16 protein-coding genes are annotated in these 21,563 nt (G+C 40.6%); 7 read left to right on the plus strand and 9 right to left on the minus strand.

The window, feature by feature from the left end; genetic code table 11:
* Positions 1-11 precede the first annotated feature (11 nt).
* Positions 12-473 (plus strand): thioredoxin-dependent thiol peroxidase, encoded by a 462-nt coding sequence (bcp, locus tag K2F45_RS25175; protein ID WP_075994391.1) that lies wholly within the window; start codon positions 12-14, stop codon positions 471-473.
* A gap of 63 nt (positions 474-536) precedes the next feature.
* Positions 537-2,006, plus strand: a complete 1,470-nt coding sequence (locus K2F45_RS25180; protein ID WP_075994392.1) for a glycine--tRNA ligase — start codon at positions 537-539, stop codon at positions 2,004-2,006.
* Positions 2,007-2,098: 92 nt separating this feature from the next.
* Here K2F45_RS25180 and K2F45_RS25185 read toward each other — a convergent pair whose 3' ends face one another.
* The 6 genes from K2F45_RS25185 to K2F45_RS25210 all read right to left on the minus strand — a co-directional run bounded on the left by K2F45_RS25185 (position 2,099) and on the right by K2F45_RS25210 (position 11,877).
* Positions 2,099-3,538, minus strand: a complete 1,440-nt coding sequence (locus K2F45_RS25185; RefSeq protein WP_248932633.1) for a hypothetical protein — start codon at positions 3,536-3,538, stop codon at positions 2,099-2,101.
* A gap of 76 nt (positions 3,539-3,614) precedes the next feature.
* The gene (locus K2F45_RS25190; protein ID WP_248932634.1) at positions 3,615-5,333 is read right to left on the minus strand and encodes a M64 family metallopeptidase; all 1,719 of its coding nucleotides are present in this window, start codon (positions 5,331-5,333) and stop codon (positions 3,615-3,617) included.
* A gap of 216 nt (positions 5,334-5,549) precedes the next feature.
* Positions 5,550-6,410 (minus strand): helix-turn-helix domain-containing protein, encoded by an 861-nt coding sequence (locus tag K2F45_RS25195; protein ID WP_070570223.1) that lies wholly within the window; start codon positions 6,408-6,410, stop codon positions 5,550-5,552.
* Positions 6,411-6,475: 65 nt separating this feature from the next.
* Positions 6,476-7,678 (minus strand): DUF4369 domain-containing protein, encoded by a 1,203-nt coding sequence (locus K2F45_RS25200; RefSeq protein ID WP_248932635.1) that lies wholly within the window; start codon positions 7,676-7,678, stop codon positions 6,476-6,478.
* Positions 7,665-10,004, minus strand: a complete 2,340-nt coding sequence (locus K2F45_RS25205) for a glycoside hydrolase family 95 protein (protein ID WP_248932636.1) — start codon at positions 10,002-10,004, stop codon at positions 7,665-7,667. Before K2F45_RS25205 ends, K2F45_RS25200 begins: the two co-directional genes overlap by 14 nt.
* Positions 9,994-11,877 carry an alpha-L-fucosidase gene (locus K2F45_RS25210; RefSeq protein WP_248932637.1) on the minus strand — a complete coding sequence of 628 codons (1,884 nt, stop codon included), beginning with the start codon at positions 11,875-11,877 and terminating at the stop codon, positions 9,994-9,996. Before K2F45_RS25210 ends, K2F45_RS25205 begins: the two co-directional genes overlap by 11 nt.
* Positions 11,878-12,469: 592 nt before the next feature.
* On the opposite strand from K2F45_RS25210, the gene K2F45_RS25215 reads away from it, so the two are divergent.
* On the plus strand, positions 12,470-12,958 hold the full coding sequence (locus K2F45_RS25215) for an META domain-containing protein (protein ID WP_075994997.1): 489 nt from the start codon (positions 12,470-12,472) through the stop codon (positions 12,956-12,958).
* A 145-nt stretch (positions 12,959-13,103) separates the two neighbouring features.
* Here K2F45_RS25215 and K2F45_RS25220 read toward each other — a convergent pair whose 3' ends face one another.
* The gene (locus K2F45_RS25220) at positions 13,104-13,691 is read right to left on the minus strand and encodes a hypothetical protein (protein WP_248932638.1); all 588 of its coding nucleotides are present in this window, start codon (positions 13,689-13,691) and stop codon (positions 13,104-13,106) included.
* A 223-nt stretch (positions 13,692-13,914) separates the two neighbouring features.
* On the opposite strand from K2F45_RS25220, the gene K2F45_RS25225 reads away from it, so the two are divergent.
* On the plus strand, positions 13,915-15,087 hold the full coding sequence (locus tag K2F45_RS25225; RefSeq protein ID WP_075994398.1) for a trans-sulfuration enzyme family protein: 1,173 nt from the start codon (positions 13,915-13,917) through the stop codon (positions 15,085-15,087).
* 71 nt (positions 15,088-15,158) lie between these two features.
* Here K2F45_RS25225 and tpx read toward each other — a convergent pair whose 3' ends face one another.
* Positions 15,159-15,659: a thiol peroxidase gene (tpx, locus tag K2F45_RS25230; protein WP_075994399.1), complete on the minus strand. Its 501-nt coding sequence runs from the start codon at positions 15,657-15,659 to the stop codon at positions 15,159-15,161.
* Positions 15,660-15,807: 148 nt separating this feature from the next.
* On the opposite strand from tpx, the gene K2F45_RS25235 reads away from it, so the two are divergent.
* The 3 genes from K2F45_RS25235 (at position 15,808) to K2F45_RS25245 (ending at position 18,954) form a co-directional block, all read left to right on the plus strand.
* Positions 15,808-17,034 carry an OmpP1/FadL family transporter gene (locus K2F45_RS25235; protein ID WP_075994400.1) on the plus strand — a complete coding sequence of 409 codons (1,227 nt, stop codon included), beginning with the start codon at positions 15,808-15,810 and terminating at the stop codon, positions 17,032-17,034.
* 22 nt (positions 17,035-17,056) lie between these two features.
* Positions 17,057-18,367, plus strand: a complete 1,311-nt coding sequence (locus K2F45_RS25240; protein WP_075994401.1) for an SGNH/GDSL hydrolase family protein — start codon at positions 17,057-17,059, stop codon at positions 18,365-18,367.
* A 170-nt stretch (positions 18,368-18,537) separates the two neighbouring features.
* Positions 18,538-18,954 carry an OsmC family protein gene (locus K2F45_RS25245; protein ID WP_070570243.1) on the plus strand — a complete coding sequence of 139 codons (417 nt, stop codon included), beginning with the start codon at positions 18,538-18,540 and terminating at the stop codon, positions 18,952-18,954.
* Positions 18,955-19,092: 138 nt separating this feature from the next.
* Here the strand turns inward: K2F45_RS25245 and K2F45_RS25250 are convergent, their stop codons facing one another.
* Positions 19,093-21,465, minus strand: a complete 2,373-nt coding sequence (locus tag K2F45_RS25250) for an outer membrane beta-barrel family protein (protein ID WP_248932639.1) — start codon at positions 21,463-21,465, stop codon at positions 19,093-19,095.
* Positions 21,466-21,563: the final 98 nt, after the last annotated feature.

Below are 21,563 nucleotides of genomic sequence, written 5' to 3' on the forward strand. Positions count from 1 at the left end.
TACAATGTAATATGGCAACACTAGAAATAGGACAAAAAGCACCGGATTTTAGTGCAAAAAATCAAAATGGTGAAACAGTCCATCTTTCAGATTTTAAAGGAAAAAAAGTTATTTTATATTTTTATCCAAAAGACAATACCCCAGGCTGCACCACGGAGGCCTGCAATTTCAGAGACAATTATCAGTCTTTGAAAAAAGATGGTTTTGAAATCATAGGCGTAAGTGTGGATGGCGAGGCATCGCACCAAAAATTCATCAGCAAACATGAGCTTCCTTTTCAGCTGCTTGTAGATGAAGACAAGAGCCTTGTAGAGGCTTATGGTGTATGGGTCGAAAAGAACATGTATGGCAAAAAGTATATGGGCACAGCACGCACCACTTTTGTGATTGATGCAGATGGCATTATCCAGCATATCATCAAAAAAGTAGATAACAAAAATGCGTCCCAGCAGATCCGTGATTTAGGCATTTAAAGAATACCTCTTATCAAGAATCTTATATCTAAAATCTAAAACTAATATCTATATTTGCCACTTATGAGCAAACAGACAGACGACTTTTTCAAAAGTGTAGTATCACACGCGAAGGAATACGGTTTTGTATTTCAATCGAGCGAAATATATGACGGATTAAGTGCCGTCTACGATTACGGTCAATTAGGTTCGGAATTAAAAAACAACCTAAAGACTTATTGGTGGAAATCCATGGTGCAATTGCACGAAAACATTGTTGGTATTGATGCCGCAATTTTCATGCACCCTACGACATGGAAAGCCTCTGGTCACGTTGATGGCTTTAACGACCCGATGATCGACAATAAGGATTCAAAAAAACGCTACCGTGCTGATCAATTGATCGAAGATAAGATTGCACGTTATGAGGCAGATGGTAAGACAGCTGAAGCTGCTGCATTATTAGACGCTTTGAATACCGCATTGAATGCCGACGATTTAGCTGGACTAAAAACCATCATTGAAGAACATAATATCGTATGTCCGGTTTCAGGCACCAAAAATTGGACTGAAGTACGTCAATTTAATTTGATGTTTGCAACTCAGATGGGTGCTATGGCAGATGGAGCAGATCAAGTTTATCTTCGCCCTGAAACTGCACAAGGTATTTTCGTCAACTTCCTGAACGTTCAAAAGACAGGACGTATGAAAATTCCGTTTGGTATTGCACAAATTGGTAAAGCTTTCCGTAACGAAGTAATTGCACGTCAGTTTATCATGCGTATGCGTGAATTCGAGCAAATGGAAATGCAATTTTTCTGCCGCCCGGGTACTGAATTGGAATGGTATAACAAATGGAAAGAGACACGCTTGAAATGGCACTTGGCCTTGGGCTTCGATCCATCAAACTACCGTTACCACGATCACGATAAATTAGCGCATTACGCAAATGCTGCAGTTGATATTGAATTCAACTTCCCATTCGGATTCAAAGAAGTTGAAGGTATCCACTCGCGTACAGATTTTGACTTGAAACAACATCAGGAATTTTCTAAAAAGAAAATGCAATATTTTGATCCTGAAATCAATCAAAACTACATTCCATATGTAATTGAAACTTCAATTGGATTGGATCGCCTTTTCTTAACAGTATTATGCAACTCTTTGGTAACGGAAGATCTTTCTACTGCAGAAAAACAAGATTCTCGTGTTGTATTGAAATTTCCACCAGCATTGGCACCGGTAAAAGCTGCAATTTTACCATTGACCAAAAAAGATGGTTTACCAGAAAAAGCACGTGAGATCCTAAATACGTTAAAATTGGATTACAACGTTCAATATGACGAAAAAGATGCCATTGGAAAACGTTACCGTCGTCAAGACGCAATCGGAACACCAATCTGTATTACAGTCGATTACGATTCACTGGAAGACAACACCGTTACCATCCGTCACCGCGATACGATGGCACAGGAACGTGTTGCCATTGCCGATCTTGAAAAAATATTGAATGACTTGGCTGGTTGGAATACCTTGCTAAAAAAATTGATATAGCCAATCCGCTATCACAGAAAAGGTGTCCATTGCTGGACACCTTTTTGTTTTAATAGATGTAGGGCGGCTAGATGCTAAGTACAATAACTGTGCTAGTATTCTATCACAATATGATCGTCCCAATGTTCGTTCTTCACGACCTGAAAGCCCAAATTCCCATTGGCAGTCTCCAGCAATTTGCCCTTAAACTGTATTTGAACATTATTTCGGATTTCGCTTCCCAGTTCAAATGTACGCAGTAATTGGCCGTCTTTGAAAACTCGAAACTGATACCGAATAACCTTGTTATCAAGATAATAGCCCATAAATTGGTTAAACGAAAAACTTTGATCAGCTACCGTAAAATGTGGGACAACAGTCAACACACTTTTATCGAACTGATCGCTACTTCGCGTCATAAAAGGATAATAATGAAATACAGGATGAAGTTGCTCCACCTGAATACTATCAATTGCGCTCAGATCTTCGCTGTCTGTAAAGGTCAACTTGACCTCACTGTAGATCCGGTTTAACTTCAGTACCCGCTCTAGCGCCCCGTTAACCTCAAAGGTATCCCGACCTGCAAACAACTCCGCAGATTGTTCAGAAAAAGCATTCCTAGCATAAAAGTGTTCAAAATCCACAGCCTCTGCCATAATCAGCGGCAATATTGAATTTTTAGCAATCAGGCTCAGATAATAGGTTCCATTCGGCAATTCAACATCGAAAGTTTCCTGCGAATTAAGTACGCCCGATTTGATCATGGCCTTCGATTTTGCATCGAACACATGATAGTAAAACTTGCTTGGTAAAGCGGCCGGGTTGACTTGTCCGTAAACCATTAAGTTATCCATCTTAAAGGTACCTGTCGTTGGACTGTAACCCGCTCCTCCATCCCTGCTACCCGCAAATAATGAAATTTTCAGCCAGAGCTCTTTGCTATTACCAAGAGGAATATTCGCCAACGATACACTCACAGGGATTTTGGCTGAAAGTGACACATTCGATGGATACTTGATTGTGTCCGAGAGCGCCAAAAAACTATTCCCCTCATCCAGCGAATAACTCAAAAGCAGCGCCCTTGGTCCTGTACTCGAACTATTGCCATCAAACGTCCAGCTGCCTAAGGATTGAATACCTTTGGTAGGGATTTTGATTAGGATCTCTTTCCCGCCCTTAAAACTTATGGCTTTTCCCGTTGCGGGCCAACCGCCCAAAAAATCATAGTCTGTCTTTCCATTGTTGTAATCGATCAAAACAGCGGCATCGAGTGCGCCTTCTGGAACAGTGTTGCTATTATCAAACGTCCAGTGGTACAGCAATTCGTTTTCGGAAGCAGCTCCGCTCAGCGCTGCTCGTTTTGCCGTGGTTGATTGTTTTTTTAGAGGAGTAACAATCGCTTCAAAATCCTTGACTTTGAATTTTACCGCATGAATTGTTTCATCGTTTTCATCGGGAAGTTTTGCATGCTTTTTGCACGAAGGCATTGCGGCTAAAACCAGGATGAATACACATGAAAGAATTCCCCAAGTTGACTTGGATTTTCTTTTCATAAATATAAATGATTTATAAGTTAATTAACCGGCAGACTAAAATTAACTTATAAATCATTTCACTCCAACAGTATAACTAAAAAGTTACAATCGTTTTCTCACTTTTACAAGTGGTCTCTTTATCTATTTTTTGAACGTATATCTTTCCAGAAGAGGTTGTTAATTTCATTTTAAGCACATTGTTCACCCCTGTTGGACGTACATACTCGCCATTAAATTCGTCCCATTCATAGATCGGATTACCTTCTTCGTTCAACCAGATATAGTTATAACGCGCATCGACTTTATCTTTTACCGTCAATTGTACTGTGTTTTTCTTCTTGTCGATTTTAACCTGAATATTCTTTGGCTTATCAATTTTGTCCAATATGTTAATGTAAACTTTTGTTTTCTCGGAAACCCGGTCATCCCAAATACCACGGACGAGGTATACTTTTGACTCCACAATATTTTGCAAAAAAATATTATTGCCCGTCTCTTCCCAAAATCCTGTGGCGGCATCATACCAGCGATATTCAAGTCCGGCAATAGGATGCTTTACTGTAAGCACCTGAGCACCACCATAACAGGTTTCCAATGTATCGCCCCATGTGGTCGATGGTTTCGCTAAATCAATCAATTTTACCTGATTAAATGTCCATACAACCGAGTCTCGATGGTTGACATAGGATGGATTACGTAATAGATTTGTCGTATCTTGAATCATCACCTTCAAGGTATTCGCTCCAACGCTTAGCATTCCCGGATCAAGGTAAATCGAATCAATGTCGGTCGCAATTGTTTGATCATTCAACAACCAGGACATTTTAAAGGTGTTCGGAGAAGGTTTTGCCAGACGTAGCGAAAACTTCTGAACACTATCTAAGGTAATCGGGTTATCGAGGGCAGGTTTTACCTGAATAAATGGACTTGACTTCTTCTTGATGGAAGCAACAAATTGCTCTTGACAAACGGGACAAAATGGAGCTACCAGGTATTGCATTTTACAATATTCATGTGGTCTAAACCAGTTAGAGGGCGAACCTTTACCACCATAAGAGTAAATACCAACTCCGTCTTTTCCAAGCCAGTATTTCCAGGGGACCTGCTTTGCATCTGCCGATTGCGAGCGGTTTACAGACTCAATAGCATATTGATTACCAGCCCAATACTCATCCGCAAGCTGGGCAAAAGAATGTCCAATTTCGTGCACCGCGATGTCATTGCTCTTAAAATTAACAGTAGAAGTTGCCCATTTTCCTCCTGAACCACCATAAAATGGGGAATTGACCAGCACAACGACCTGTGTATAATTTGGGGTATGCATTTTCAATACCTCTTCAATACGATCATTTTTCTGCGGTACAACCAAACGATGTAAACCACCATTGTCAAAGCTGCTTCCAAAAATCGTGTTCGGATGAGCAATCGGAACAGCATGATCCCGTGTAAACTTATTGTAACGGGGGGGATATTTACTCAGATCGGTTTCACCATGTACACAGTCACCCGCTTTGCAGTCGTGCGCTGCACCAGATTCCTCGGATACCGTACGAATAGCAAACACATTAAAAAAACTGCTGTATTGTTTGAAGGGTTCGATCGAGAAAAAATAGTTGGTAAACTGCTTGGCATCGGCAGCGTAGTCATCCAGCTGTGCTTTGGTGTAACCGTCCCCCAAAATGACCAAATTGACAATATGCTTATCCGTTCCTTGGTATTGCAGCGTATCGATCTTAAAAAGAGAAGATTGGGCCCGGAGCTGCAGCGCAGATATACATAAAACTAGGAGTGCAATAAATAGATTTTTATTCATCGGAATGGTTATCGTTAGAACTCAAAAATACCATTTTAGCACCTGCTATTTTTAAATTTTATTGACGAGTCTTTCTCCGATATTGTCAACAAAACCATTCTTCCGATTTCCGCGGAGGCGAGCCTACCAAAAATCAACGGCATGAGGATCCAGCTATAGCTCGGAAATCCCCATAGACTATTCCATTAAACGGCATAGTAACATCCGCCAAACAGCCTAGTCGCGCATACGATGTTCCTGTACATATTCACTCGGCGAAAGTTTGGTTATTTTCTTGAACACCCGATTGAAATTGACAACATTGTTAAACCCTGTTTTAAAAGCGATATTAGAAACACTTTCCGAAGATTCGTCAATCAACATTTTACAGGCGCGTTCAATCCGGATTTCATTGAGGAAGGTAACATAGGTTTTCCGGGTATGTTTCTTAAAATACTTGCAAAATGCGTGTGGTGTCATGTGTGCTACCGCAGCTATATCTTCCAAGGAAATCTTGTCTCCAAAATGCTGGAAAGTATATTGGAATATTTCATTGATTCGCAATCCTTCGGCATCTGAGAACTTCTTTTGTGGAATACCTGTATACAGCGAAGTCCATTGATCCACTTTTTTACTTAAAAAATTAATCAGCTTCACAAACGAGAGGAGACGATCTATGCCCGCACTCACGTTAATCTGTACAAATTTTTCTTTCAACGCGACGGAGTGCTCTGCATCCAATTTTTTACTGACGTTGATGTGTTCCAGGAAATACTTAACATCATCGAATTCAGGGAAATCCAGAAAGGGTTTAAAATGTTCGTAGTCGAAAAAAATATGGATGGCATGAATGCCATCCCTTATATCTTCCCCCGTTTTGAACATATGCGGTTCATCCGCATCAACGATATAGATCTCGTCCTCTTCAAAACTATGTGTAAAGTTGCCAATCATAAAGGTTCCCCGCCCTTTCAGGATGTAGGTCAGTTGGATTTCCTTGTGTCGGTGATAGTTGCTATAGAATGAAGGCAGAATGTCTTCCTGCACACAAATAGATCCTTGGTAAACAACCGGAACTGTAAATTGAACGACTTTCATTATGTATTGAAATAACAAATATTAAACAGTTAATTCAAATGTAAGATTTTTTAAGACAATAATCGTTAATTTTTAGCAAGAAATTCCTTTACCTTTCCTAAAAACTGTGGCATTGCTGGATCCTCACCACTCAAGGATAAAATTTGGAAGGTCTGCGGATTTATCCATAGATAACTTGGCGTACGATCTATACCAAAATCATTTTCCATCGTTGCCTGGTCATTATAATTCAAAAAGTAGCTCTGCTTGCCTAGCGCCAGCTCCTTACTTGATTTGATCCATTTATCCAGATCCTTATCCAGCGAAAAATAGATAACCCTTACCCCCATAGCGTTCAATTGAGATTCTTTTTTCCGTAACATCTCCATATCGGCCTTGCTATTTGTATTGGAAGTTCTCCAAAACGCGGCAATCAGCATTTTAGCCTTTGAAATATTCTTTAAATTCAAACTATCCCGTTCCACATTCATGGGGCTAATAGCAGGAAATACAGGCATATTTTCATAGAAGTCTTTCACCCTATCGACCTTTTCGCGGGCAAATTTAAAATAAGGATGCTTCTGCAAATCCGTATTAAAACTCAGCAATGCGGCATCGAATTTTTTATAATTCGTCTGATCCAAGGAGATGTATTTAAAAAAATAAGGCAATACTAAGGATGAACGGTGGGTACTATCGAGAATAAAATCGGCGTATAGTGTGCGTGGATTAAATGCGGCATTACCGCTTAAGCGCTGTATTTCATCCACTGTTTTCTCATAGGAACCATCATTTCTTGCAGCCATCGAAGGCAACTGACTCTCCAGCTGCCTTACCCGTTGGCTTTTATTTGCTGTTTTATTTTTTTCCTCCTCTTCACGCTGTTTATAGTTCGCATTGAACTGTATGAAATCCTTGGCATTCTGCGAAGAGGTTGTCAAGGTAAACTTACCCTGATTTTCACTCAGATCATAGTCACTCCCGCCTTCGACAAATAATGTATAGGCCTCCATACCCTTTATCTGAATATCATAAAATCCGGCCATGGCTAGTTCGCCTTCCAAAACAAATTGCCCATTAGCAACCTGTGTTTTTACAAATTGCTGCAGTTTATTGTCGTGATCGACGAGGCTCACCTGAGTCCCGTCCCCGGCAGTGGTTTTTCCAGTTATCTTATAGCTAAAGCTATTCAATAAGGCGGCTGTCTTCGCCGATTCGGACTTTTGGATACAGGCTGTCGTACCCAAGGCCAGCACAGAAATCAAGCAAAAATAGTTAACGAACTTCATAATCTTTATAGTTTCCGTTTTCAAATAGACGAAGCTTTCCTTTTTTACCTTTAATCTGCACGGCGGAAACCTTTCCATTTTCCCATTTGATGTCTACGGTATAGTTTCCACGGGTTTTAAGTCCCTTAACTTCACCCTTTGACCAGGCTTTAGGCAGAGCAGGTAATAGATGGATATAACCATTGTGGCTCTGTATCAACATCTCGGCAATCCCGGCTGCACCGCCAAAGTTTCCGTCTATCTGAAAAGGCGGATGCGCACAGAACAAATTAGGGTAGGTACCTGCCCCGACTCCCTGATAGGTTGTTTCATTGGTAAAAGCAGGTTTAAGCAACTGCCTTAGAATTTCGAGTGCATGATCACCATCCTGTAATCTCGCCCAAAACAATATTTTCCAGGCTCTAGACCAGCCGGTTCCTTCATCGCCACGTACAGCTAAAGTCTTACGTGCTGCGTCAGCCCATTCAGGTGTCGTCTGTGGCGAGATAAATGCCGCAGGATACAGACCATATAAATGCGATACATGCCGATGTTTAGGTTCAACTTCCTGATAGTCCTCGAGCCATTCCATCACACGCCCCGATGGGCTAACGACTACAGGCGGAGGGACATCCCTCAGCTTCGCTTTCAAGGCGCCGGCAAAACTATCGTTCGTCGCAAGGATAGAATCAGCTTTGATCACCGCCTGGTATAACTCACGTACGATCTGGTTATCAATGGTAGGTCCCATCACAACCGCAGCAACTTTTCCATTGGCCATTCGGAAAGCATTTTCCGGCGACACCGACGGTGAAGTGACCCACCATTCTGTTTTAGGGTCCTGAACCAATGTATGATCGTAGAACTCTGCCGCTCCTTTGAGTATCGGATAAATCTCTTTGAGGTAATTTTTATCCCCGGTAAACAGATAATGTTCCCAGAGATGGTTACATAGCCAGCCTGATGCCGTACTCGCTCCCCAGGAAGCCTGCTCACCCGGAGCGGAATACCCCCAGATATTCGTCATCATATAGACCACCCAACCCGGTGCGTTATAGTAAGCCTTTGCTGTCTGCTCGCCAGTTTTTGCAATCCGCTTTATCATTTCAATAAAAGGCTTATGATATTCGCTCAGGTTATTGACCTCCACGCCCCAATGATTCATCTGTGCATTGATATTGAGATGATAGTCACCATTCCAAGGTGTATTGATCTGATTAGCCCATAGTCCCTGCAGATTTGGCGGCAGAGAATTTGTATTTTTAGGAGCAGCACTTGAAATATTCAAATACCTTCCATACTGATAATAAATCGTGGCCAGATCAGGGTCCTGAACTGGATTTTTATAGAAATTGGCAATCCGTTCATTGGTAGGGATAGCGTTATTCGCCTTATTTCCAAACAAATTAAGATTTACCCGATTAAAGATTTCTTGATAGGCAGCAAGATGGTTTTTATATATTTTCTGTTCGTCAGCAGTTTTTGCGGCTGCAACAGCCGCTTTGACAACAGGTAAAGGATCCTTCCCATAATAGGAAGTACTTGCTGAGAAATAGACCGTGAGACCACCTTTTGCAGACAGCTCTAAGGTTTTATCCTTTTTGCTGATCTGCAGATTTTTACCTTTAATCTGAATTAATCCAACGAATTTCAGATTTTTACCTCCCTTTCCATCAGGCAAAGATCCCTCGATCAGAATCCCATCGTCCAACAAGGTATAACGATCAATATTTTCCTGGCGCTGGAATGATATGCCTAACTGCTGTACCTCATCATTATGTTGACTTAATTGGATAACACCTACATTATTGTCAAAAGAAGTATAATAACGACGTTGGAACTGTTGTCCGTTAATCTTGAATGAAGTTTGTGCCGAGGCTGTCGCTAAGTCCAAGGAACGCTTGTAATCTCCGATCGTTCCCGTGGGCAATTTATAATCCAGTAAAAGGTCGCCGAATAGCTGATAACAGCCATAGGGAACCTTTGCACCATTACCAAAACCAGACCCCTTGCCTTTGGTCACAAAAGTTTCATTGACCAGTTTTTCGGCTTCATCATTTTTACCAGCTTTAAGCAGTGCCTGAATGGCTTCAACATTTTTGTAGGCTTCATAATTATTGGGATCTTCTGGACTGCCCGACCACATACTGATCTCGTTGAGCACGATCTTTTCCTGACTAGGATTTCCATCTGGCATCATGCCGATGAGTCCATTTCCCAATGGCAGAGTTTCTTCCCAAACCTTCGCGGGCTTATTATACCAAAGTACGAGTGGATTTTGTTGGGCAAAAAGCAAAGTGGTATGACATATACATACCACGATAAGCATTAAAAATTTATTTGCCATACAATTCAAGTTCCGCTATGGCCAATTCATTGCCGTCGATAAATTGTTTTGGTTCAAATTTGATAAACTTGGTTGCGCTGTTCGTATCAAAAAACACCTGTTGCAAAATTGGATTTGCCTTAATATTGGAAAACTCGCCCTCTTTAACAAGGGTCCATGTTTTTCCGTCGGTACTGGTTGATATTTTATAATGTGTTGGTGTCCCTATGTTCTTTCCATCCTGACGAGGAAGGAAGCCGATACCAGAAACAGGTTTGTCTGTAGCGACAACGATTACACCTTGATCGGCAACAGTGGCATAAGTACTTGTTTTTCCGTCAGATATATAAGCATTATTATTGGATCTACCTGTCGAAATCTTAAATCCAGTCAGCTTTTTCACCTCTTTGGTATTAAATGCAAAAGGCTCGTTATACTCCTTGAACAATCCAAAATCACTGAGCGTAATCGCTACAGGAGCATAAACATGAAGACGTAATTTACTTGCAGTTTGAGGTTGCTCGAGTTTGATGAGGCGGTTTGCGCCGATACTTGTTGCTTTGGCCAAAGGCTTCCAGCTGTTATTTTCCCAACGTTCAATCGAAACACTATCGATACGTTGTCCCAACTTAATATTTTCTCTCAACTGAATAAGGTCGAACTTCGCTGGGGATTTTAATTTTATTTCCAATGTAGCCGATGTTTTGGAATCGTCTGTTGCCCAATAACTATAGCGGTCGTTATCGGTAATAAATGAAGTACCATAGGATTTTGAATCACCGTTACGGACATTGGATGCCGTGATGGTCGCTCCTTTGGCTAAATTGGTACGGAAAGTTTCCTTCACTTTTTTCCCAAAAGCCTGCAGCGACTTCACATCATTCTCATGTAATGTACCAGAAGGCATCGGTGCTAAGCCAAGATTCATGCATGCTCCTCTTCCAACGGATTTTAAATAGATCTCAAAAAGCTGATTTGGTGTTTTTACACGGCTATCTTGTTCTTCATGATAAAACCATCCCGGACGTTGTGGCACGTCACATTCAGCAGGTATCCAATATTTACCATTACGGTCACCTGTTTCGGCATTATGTGATTCTGTCGCTCCGGGTACAGCGACTTTTCCGTTTAAGCCAATCGGCGTAAATGTTGCCCATGAAGTTTCAGCAGCAAATCCTTTTTCATTACCCACCCAACGCATATCGGGACCGATATCTGAGAAAATAACCGCTTCAGGCTGTAATTTTCGTACAATTGGCCAGGTTTTTTCATGCCACTCATAGTAAGTTGTTCGATCGATGATACGCTTTCCTTCATGGCCACCATAAAAGCCATCACCACCATTTGCTCCATCATGCCAGGATGTAAACAAAGGGCCATAATTGCTCATCAATTCAGTCAGCTGCTGTCTGTAGGCTTCAGCATAGGCCGGAGTACCGTAACGTTCATCGTGACGATCCCAAGCAGAAAGATATACACCAAATTTCATCCCATTTCGATGGGTCGCTTGCATAAAATCTTTGACCATATCACCTTTTCCATTTTCCCATGGCGAAGAAGCGATACTATAGGATGTTGTCTTGGTTGGCCACAAACAGAATCCATCATGGTGTTTTGCCACACTAATTAAGCCCCTGAAACCACCCGCTGCCGCTGCCTTAGCAATTTGATTTGCATCAAAAGCCGAAGGATTAAACAATGAGGGCTGTGCATCACCATAACCCCACTCCTTATTTTGGAAAGTTGTCGGCGTATAATGAATCAAACAATACGTTTCCATCTCTTGCCACTTTAATTGACGCTCGGTTGGCAGAGCCCCGTAAGCTTTTAAAGTATCTGATTTGGCTACAGGCCCGCTGGAAAGTAAAATGGAGGATAACAAGATTGTCAACATAGTCTATATTTATGTGCTAGAAAATTAGGTTGTAAAGCCCTAAGATAAGAAGTTTTGCAAAATGCTGTATGTAACATTTGCGTACAAAACCGACCGATGCTCAGCTCCAATAGGATAAATCCCAGGTCAAATCGTATTTTTTGTTTTAATCAATCGATTGATTAAAACAAGAATTCCAATTTATCAATGGTACTATTTACAGCCAGTTATTTAACTTTTCGTATACCGGCATAAGCGATTTTTTATCTTCAACACCAAAGAAAAACATGCTTTACCTCGATTGATATGCTATATCAAACCAAAACTGTCCTTTTTTCACCCTAATTTCCCCAAAAATCAGATTCTTTCGCTTGTCGGTCAAACAAAAATCATCCATAAGTTATTAATAGAGGATAAAGTAGTTAACAGCATTCAAATAGATGCTCCATTGGGCTATACCTGAGATTGGCATGATAATTATAAGTATAGGGCAGAAAAAGGAACGTTTTTTCTAAAAGTGTCTGTCTTTATTGACCAAAAAGAACCTTCAGGTTGTTTTCATGGTTTTTGATGCTGAAGAAATAATGAAAGTTTAATATTATTAAAAATGATTATGAGAGGTAATTTAATGATTTTAGCGGTTGCATTGGCGTTTTCAACAATCGCATGTAACACAACTGGAAAAAAAGCTGAGGCAACAGGTAGCGGCGACACTGCGACTACGGTTCAAAAACCAAGCACAGTGGACAATGCGTCTCTGGAAGGCACCTGGGAACTTAAATCCCTGACCACACCAGAAACTGCAGGAAAACAACTTAAGGATTTATTTAAGGACAAAATTCCAACATTGACTTTCAATACAAAAGACCACAAAGTAGATGGTAACAACGGCTGTAATGGTATTGGTGGAACTTACGAAAGCGAAAAAGGCAATTCGATCAAAATCGGTGATAAATTGGTTTCAACCATGATGCACTGTGAGAATGCGGCTTACAACGAATTTATGAATGGTTTAAAGTCTACGACAAACTTTGATGTACGGGATAATGAATTGACATTTATTTCTGGAGATATCGTCGTGATGCAATTCGTCAAAAAATAAGTTAGTTTAATGATATAAGAGAGGCCGGTACATATACCGGCTTTTTTCATTTAGGAGTCGAGGTTATCCACCAGGTTATACTTCGGATAACATTCACAACTATTGATTCATCCCAAAGCATAAAGTTTAATAGTGTTATGTTTCATTAATTGAAAAGGCTTGCGTCCCATTTTTTCTCATTGGGCGCAGTTCGTTGGCCATTTTCAAAGATCGTTACAGTAGTTTTTTTCAAATAATTATTTTTGGACAGTGCCCTCGGCATAAGATCTTCAAGTACTGTAAGTCCTCTCACCTTATTTTCTTGTGTATCATAATTACTAAATATTTCTACTGTCTTGGAGGTAACATAGGAAAATTCAGATACAATACTGTCCAAATTTTGTTTTTGATTAAAATAAAACGTCTTGTCGGTATATAATTTACCATCAACATATCGATATTCTTTTTTCAACTGGTTCCCCTCATATTCATAGCTATAGAAATTAGTGGGGACATCTTTTTGAACGATTGTTCTTTCAACAATCAACTTATTCCGATACAATAATTCATGCGTTTCAGTAAAAGCCATCATTGCATTGGTACTCTTTTTTTTCAATATTGCTCGATTGCCACTTAAGTTAACATCCCAATAAATTTCATCGGTAAAATAAGGCTTGTAACCTGTTGCCAAAGGTAATGGCATCACATCACCGGTAATGCGCGTAAGTTTATTCCCTTTATAGGTCAGTTTCATCTCGCTCAATGGAGATATTAGCTCTCTATCTATATAAGAGTTTAAATAAAAAATCGCAATTTTTTTCGGTTTGTTCCCTAAGTCCATTTCTTTTTCCTTTGAACAGGAAAAGCAAAGCACTAGGATTATAGTACAAGGCAAAAGCCAATTTTTTTTCATAAAATGGGTTATTTCGATGCTAATTATACAAATATAAAATTTTCATCTCGTACCTTTACACATCATGAAACAAGATCAATCTAAAATCATACGTGAACAGGTCGATCGTTCAGCACTTCGCGAACATTCGACTCCTTTATACCTTACATCAAGTTTTATCTTCGACAGCGCTGAACAAGGTCGGGCGGTCTTTGCTGGCGAAGAGGATGCAATGATTTATTCCCGCTATGCCAATCCAAATACTTCAGAATTCATCAACAAAGTTTGTATTCTTGAAGGTGCAGAAGCAGGATTGTCTTTTGCATCAGGTATGGCAGCAGTATTTGCCTCCTTTGCAGGAATTATCGAAAGTGGAGACCATATCGTTTCTTCACGTGCAATATTCGGTTCTACACATCAGTTATTTACAGAACTCTTCCCACGTTGGGGTGTTACAACAACTTACGTAGACGCAGCTAATCCGGAAGAATGGGAAAAAGCGATTCAGCCAAATACGAAAATCATCTTTTTAGAGTCACCTTCTAACCCTGGTCTGGAATTGGTTGATTTGGAATGGTTGGGTAAATTCAAGGAGAAATATCCTCATATCATTCTGTCGATCGACAACTGCTTTGCCACACCTTATCTTCAGAAACCGATTCAATATGGATTTGACCTGGTTATCCATTCGGCGACCAAATATATGGATGGACAGGGTCGTGTTTTGGGTGGAATTGTTGTCGGGAAACAAGAGCTAATCGATAAATTGATGTTCTTTATCCGTCATACAGGCCCCGCATTATCGCCATTCAATGCCTGGATCATATCAAAAAGTTTAGACACGTTGGGCATCCGTATGGACCGTCATTGTTCTAACGCATTGGCTTTGGCCGAGGCATTGGAAAATCATGCGGAAATTGAGGATGTAAAATATCCATTTTTACCAAGCCATCCACAATATGAGCTGGCCAAGAAACAAATGAAAGCTGGTGGCGGTATTGTAACCTTTGTTGTCAAAGGTGGTTTTGAGCGAGCAAAAGCCTTTGTGGATCATTTGGAAATGATTTTATATACCTCTAATTTAGGAGATTCAAGATCAATCGCAACGCATCCAGCCTCCACCACACACTCAAAATTGTCGGAAGATGAACGCCTGAACTTAGGCATCAAACCGGGCAGTATCCGCCTGTCTGTGGGTCTGGAAGATCAACAAGATATCATCAACGACATCTTGCAAGCATTAGAAAAAACAAAATAACAACAAGAAGACATATTAAATAAAAAAGCCTTTGCATAAGCAAAGGCTTTTTTTATTCACTCGCATCCTTCTTAATTCAACGATGCGATCGCTGCAGCATAATTTGGCTCATCAGCAATTTCTGCGACTTGCTCTTCGTACAATACTTTTCCATTTTCATCCAATGTGATGACAACACGGCTCAATAAACCCGCCAAAGGTCCATCAGCGATAGCCAATTGATAAGCATCTGAAAAGTTTGAATCTTTATACTCTGATAATGTCACTACGTTATTTAGCCCCTCTGCTGCACAAAAGCGTCCTTGTGCAAAAGGCAAATCTTTCGATATACATAACACAATAGTGTTATCCAACTGCGATGCTTCTTTATTAAATGCACGTACGGAAGCAGCACAAGTTCCGGTATCTACACTAGGAAAAATATTTAATACAATTTTTTTTCCTTTGAAATCTGTAAGAGACTTATCGGAAAGATCGCCTGCAGTTAATTTAAAATCAGGAGCTTGCTCGCCAACCTGTGGTAAACTGCCTTTCGTGTTTACTGGATTGCCTTTAAAAGTGATTGTAGCCATATAATATGATCGTTTAATTTTTAGTATCCTTGCACTTAAAGGTACGAGCAAAAAAAATATTACACAACATTTATTAATTTTAGTCAAACATTTATTATGTTAGCATTGTATTTGAAAGAGGAATGTTAACCAAACAATAAACACTAGTATGAAGAAACTACTATTCTCAATACTTTGTGCAAGTCCGTCACTCTTGTTTGCACAAGGATCACAAGTGAATCTACAAAGTCCCAAGGCAGTGGGAATGGGAGGAGCAGGCTCTGCTTACTTTTTAGATGAATCTTCCATTTTCTATAGCCCGGGTGCTTTAGCAAAAATGGACCATAATGCTATTTCAGTTGCAGGTAATGCCGTAATGTACAAATCTGCATTTCAAGAGGTTGGAAGTACAGTTGTTTATCATACTAGAAATCAGATTTCAACTCCTTTTTCATTATTTGCCGCATTCGGCCCTAAAAATTCCTGGTGGAAAGCCGGTATTGGAGTCTACACACCTTATGGTGGAGCCGTCGATTGGGGGAAAGATTGGGTGGGTAAATTCAGTTTGGTTAGCCTTTCGCTACGTGCAATCTATATTCAGCCCACATTAAGTTTCAAACTAACTGAAAATTTTAGTGTTGGGGGTGGTTTTGTATACAACATTGGTACCGTAGACCTCGAAAATTCTGTTCCTGTATTCTATCCGGACGGTCACGCCGGATTGGCAACCTTAAAAGGAACTGGAACTGGAACGGGGTATAACGTGGGTATACATTATAACCTAGAAGACGAATTTGCCATATCGGTAAGTTACCGCTCTAAAGTCGTCACCAAACTTAAAAATGGGGATGCAAATTTTGACGTACCTGAATCCGTCGCAAGCAACTTCCCTGCGGGCAACAAATTCAGTGCTGAATTACCGCTACCATCCACATTTGCCGCAGGCATCGCCTTCCCTATTTCGGAGAAATTGAAGATGGCTCTTGATGCAACGCTCATCAACTACGACATATATAAAGCGCTAGATTTCGATTACAAAGAAAACACGCCCGTATTGCAAGATACGCATTCACCAAAAAAATACGATAAAGCAGGATCCGTCAAAGCAGGATTGGAATATATTGCTTCCGACCGCTTGCAATTACGTATAGGTGGCGGTGTGATCGCAACACCGGTGCAACAGAGCGCCTATGTTTATCCCGAGACACCAGACAACACCAGATACTTAATATCGGGAGGTTTTACAATAAAACCATCACCAAAATTTGACGTCACAGGTTCCTTTGCGTATCAACGGATTGTGGCTCGCCAGTCAACCAACGTGGAGAGCCATCTATCAGGTACTTATGCAACAAATATTTTTGCTCCTGGTATTGGTGTAAGCTATAAATGGTAATTAACAGCCAAATTTGACTAAGATGAAAAAAAACAAACTTTATATAGCTGCGGCGTTAGCACTTTTAGCGATCGCCTCATGTAAACCGACCTTGGACGAATATACGCCTTCGGCTGGATCGCTTAATTTTTCAAAATATGTTGCCATCGGTAATTCATTGACAGCAGGATATGCCGATGGCGGACTCTACTTAGAGGGCCAAAAGGTGGCTTACCCCAATTTAATTGCGGAACAATTGAAACAAGTGGGTGGAGGTGAGTTCAAATCGCCATTTTTCAGTGAAGATCAAGCCAATGGTTCTGGCTATATTACGCTTACAGCACTTGTCAATGGACAGCCTGTGACGGCACAGGTAACCGATAAATTAGCTTATCGCTCGGCTTCACCAAAATTATTGACCAAATATACCGACCCGATCAACAACCTTGGTGTACCAGGCATGCGTATGGATATGGCTTTTGTAGCTGGGATAGGGTCACAGGCCGGAAACATGTATTTCGAACGCTTACTACCTGACGCGGATGCGATGAAAACATATTTTGCCTATTCAACGACGCAAAACCATACCTTCTTTAGTTTTGCTTTAGGCAATAACGATGCTCTAGGCTGGGCGACTAACGGTGGTGTAGAAGATGGACCAACATCAACATTGACTTCTACTGCGCTCTTCACGTCTTTATTGGGCAACTATGTAACGACATTAACAGCAGGAGGTCAAAAAGGCGTACTGGCCACAATTCCAGATGTAACAGCAACACCTTATTTTACGACGGTAACCCGTGCTGCTTTATTGGCAGCTGTGAATGCAACAAATCCGCCGACACCGGTAACAAATATCTACATTGCAACAAAGTCAGGTCCTCGTGCAGCTACTGATCAAGATTATTTTGTTCTCCCTTTCTCTTCAACAGGATTATTGGGGAAACCAAATGCGGCACAAATTCCGTACGGCTTACACCCACTGAATCCTGTGGAAGACAAATACGTGCTTGATGTAAGCGAAACGGCAACAGTTGTACAACGTATCAACGAGTATAATGCGGCCATCAAAGCTGCTGCGGACTCAAAAGGCCTGGCTCTAGCGGATGTACATGAGTTCTTGAATAATGTAAAAGATGGTGTTCGTATCAACGGACTAGCGGTTAGTGCAAAATATATCACTGGAAATGCTTTCTCTTTGGATGGTATCCACCTAACGCCAATTGGAAATGCCCTAATGGCCAACATCTTCATCAGTGCGATCAATTCAAAATATGGATCGAAGATCCCACAAGTTGACGTAGCAAAATATCGCGGTGTTAAACTGCCAGATACTGCCCCTGCTTCAAACTAGTTAATGATCTACATACTGACAAAAGGCAGACGAATATTCGTCTGCCTTTTTTGTATATTTGTTTAGTATAGATTGAACTACAAAGCCCTCGTATGGTTTGAAAAAAGGAAGTGAAGTATCATATCATGTCCCACAGCCTAAACGAGCAAAAAAGAATAAAATAAAATAAGATGAAAATCAAATTAAACCGTGTCAACCAAGCTGTGCATTTCGAAGCCAGCAGTGAATTATCCCCTGTCAAAGTCAACATTGATGGCTCGGAAGCTATCGGCGGTGAAGGTAAAGGTGTTCGTCCAATGGAATTGGTTTTAATGGCACTGGGTTCTTGCAGCGTCTTTGACCTCCATAGCATACTTGTAAAACAACGCCAGCAAATTGACGATATCCAGGTCGAAGTAGAAGGTAAACGCCGGGAAGAAATTCCACAAGTATTTACAGATATTCACATTAATTTTTTCCTAAAAGGTGAAATTGATGAGGTAAAAGCAGCCAAAGCGGCTGAATTAGCCGTTAAAAAGTATTGCTCAGTACACGATATGCTTGCCGCTGGTGGTATTAATATCACATATTCTTTGAAAATAAACTAAGAAAATACTTTCTGGGCATCTGATAATCCTCCACATGCGATGTGGAGGATTATTGTTTTATCCGTGTTGCATTCATTCCCATTTACCGACAGACAATAGAATCTGTAGCAGGATTTAACTTTACTAAGGTTAACTGATTTACAAACGATTCTGTTCTTCTGTTCTAGTGGGCTGATTACTGCTTTTGACTTTCTGATTTCCAAAATGATACCGCAGCGTCAGATTTACTTTTCTAGTATCCCGATAGTCCCTATAAAAATTATTTTGATCGCCGTACTTGGATGATATCGTCATTTTCTCTGTTTTGAAAATATCCATAAATGATAGATTTACTTCAAATTTCTTTTTAAAGAATTTTCGATTTGTCATCACATAGGTACTTGAATACCCTGTAATATGAAATGGCCCCTGTATCGTGGGCGATGTAAATGTATTACCCAGTTCAAGGTTCCAACCGGCATCCTTATTCAGCACATAGTTGGTGCTTACGTTTCCGTTGCCGATATACACATCATTCTTGTGCAATACGTCATCAGTACCCATAAAGTAATTCTGGTTATACATCCCCTCTAGCTGCAGATTCAATCCCCAGCGCCCGGTCAGCTGAAAACTCTTTCCTAAGTCTATCCCTGCCCCTTGTCCTTTCTTGATATTGGTATATTGGAAAATAAGTTGGTGATTGTTGTTATCTTGGCGGGAAATTTCCATATTGGGCCACTTTTCAAATCGGTAGAAGAGATCGATATTCCAGTTGTTTTTTGTCCAGGTCAGATTCAGGTTATGAACGATCGTCGCCCTTAAACGTGGGTCTCCCTGAAAATAAGAAAAACGATTGTAATAGGATTTTGCGGGATTAAGCCAAGAGTAAGAAGGTCGGCTGATACGCTTCCCATAAGAAAAACCAAACTGCTGATCGTCAGTCAAGGCATATTGCATGTAAAATGTCGGAAAGAGCACAAAATAATCACGCTTATTGATATCAGCTGGTTCGGATACAATACCTTCCAAATCGGTATATTCTCCCCTTAAACCTGCTTTCCAGCTCCATTTTTTCCAGGCATAGTCCAATGAGCCATACAAAGCCACATTACGTTCTTTGTAATCAAACACACTACTCTTATCAGGCCTTTGCTCGAGCTCTCCTGATTCATCATCAAAGAAAGCAAGGGTACTCGTCGTTTTCACATCGCTAAATTTTCCACCAAACTCCATCCCCAGCTTCTTTATTTTTCCGGTGAAATCTATCTGGGAAGAAAAAAGCCGATTTTTATTTCCATTATTACTAATAAATCGGGTATCTGTCGGTTCCTCCCCCTTAAATCGCAGCGCTGTCAGTACATCCTGATCATTTGTCGAATGATTGTCAGTGAAGTAGGATGACCAATTTATGCTCCACCTGGAATTAAGCTTCTTTGTTACCTGAAGGTAGAGGTTATTCGTTTTTGTCGATCGTTGATGATCATTGGTGGTAAAATAACTGGACTCCTGTACATGATTTTTATCGTATATAATGGTGGGCACCTCATAAATACCATAGGTTTTCGGTCCGTAATATCCATTTAGTCCAGCATTAACCGCCCAGGTTGTATCGGGTGTATAGTCTATCGAAAACACATAGCTGTTCTGACTGTTATTGGTATCAAATCGATCCATGACACCTTCCCATGAGGTTTGCTCATTTGGATAATAAACATAATTCGTTTCATAGCGTGCGTAAGTCCCTCGTCCGAAATTATACGTACCTCGAAGATTGAATTTTTCATTTTTATAATACTGGGTTAGTCCAAACAGTTGCTTCCAGGTACTGCTTTTTTCGGCCAATGCAACCACCGTGCCTCTATAGCCATATAGGTTGGATTTGGAAAGTTTAATATTGATAATCGTACTTCCCTCAGCTTCATATTTTGCAGGTGGATTGGTAATAACCTCTATCGATTGCACGTCGCTACCTGCTGTATTCTCCAGATAGGTTTTCAGTTCGTCCCCCGTGAGCATCACTTTTCGGTCATTAATGAGGACAACAATATTTTTGTTTCCACGGACCATTAAATCCGCACCATTCACCATCACCAATGGCGTACGCTTCAAAATATCCCAGCTATTCAGTGCTGAAAGATTGGAATTCTGAACGTTGAACTCTAAGCGATCCAACCTACGGATCAATCGGGGAGCTCGACCCACGACCTGCGCTTCTTCAAGTACCTTTGCTTCGGGAATAAGTTCAAGTAACAAAGGGCGTGAAATGGTATCGCTGCGAAAAAAAAGTTCCTGAGACTTGAAGTTCAGATAGCTTGTCCGTAGATAGTATCCACTAGGATGATCCAGCGTAAGTAAGAATTTTCCAAAATGGTCAGTCTTTACTTCACGGATCTCTTGATAGTTGCTATCCAATAGCATAACAGTCGCTCCCGCCAGCACAATTTTGTTTGCATCCTGTACTTGTCCCCCGATTTGCTTGGTCTGTGCCGAAAGCAACAAGGGGAAAGCCAGAAAAAATAGGATCAATTTCATGTACAAATAATTAGTATTTTAATAGTAGTATAGCTTATCCGCATTATTCTATTTGTTAGAATTTATGTTTTGTAATACGTAGGCCAGTTTGTGGTCAT

The organism is Sphingobacterium siyangense, from assembly GCF_023277505.1.
GTDB lineage: Bacteria > Bacteroidota > Bacteroidia > Sphingobacteriales > Sphingobacteriaceae > Sphingobacterium > Sphingobacterium siyangense.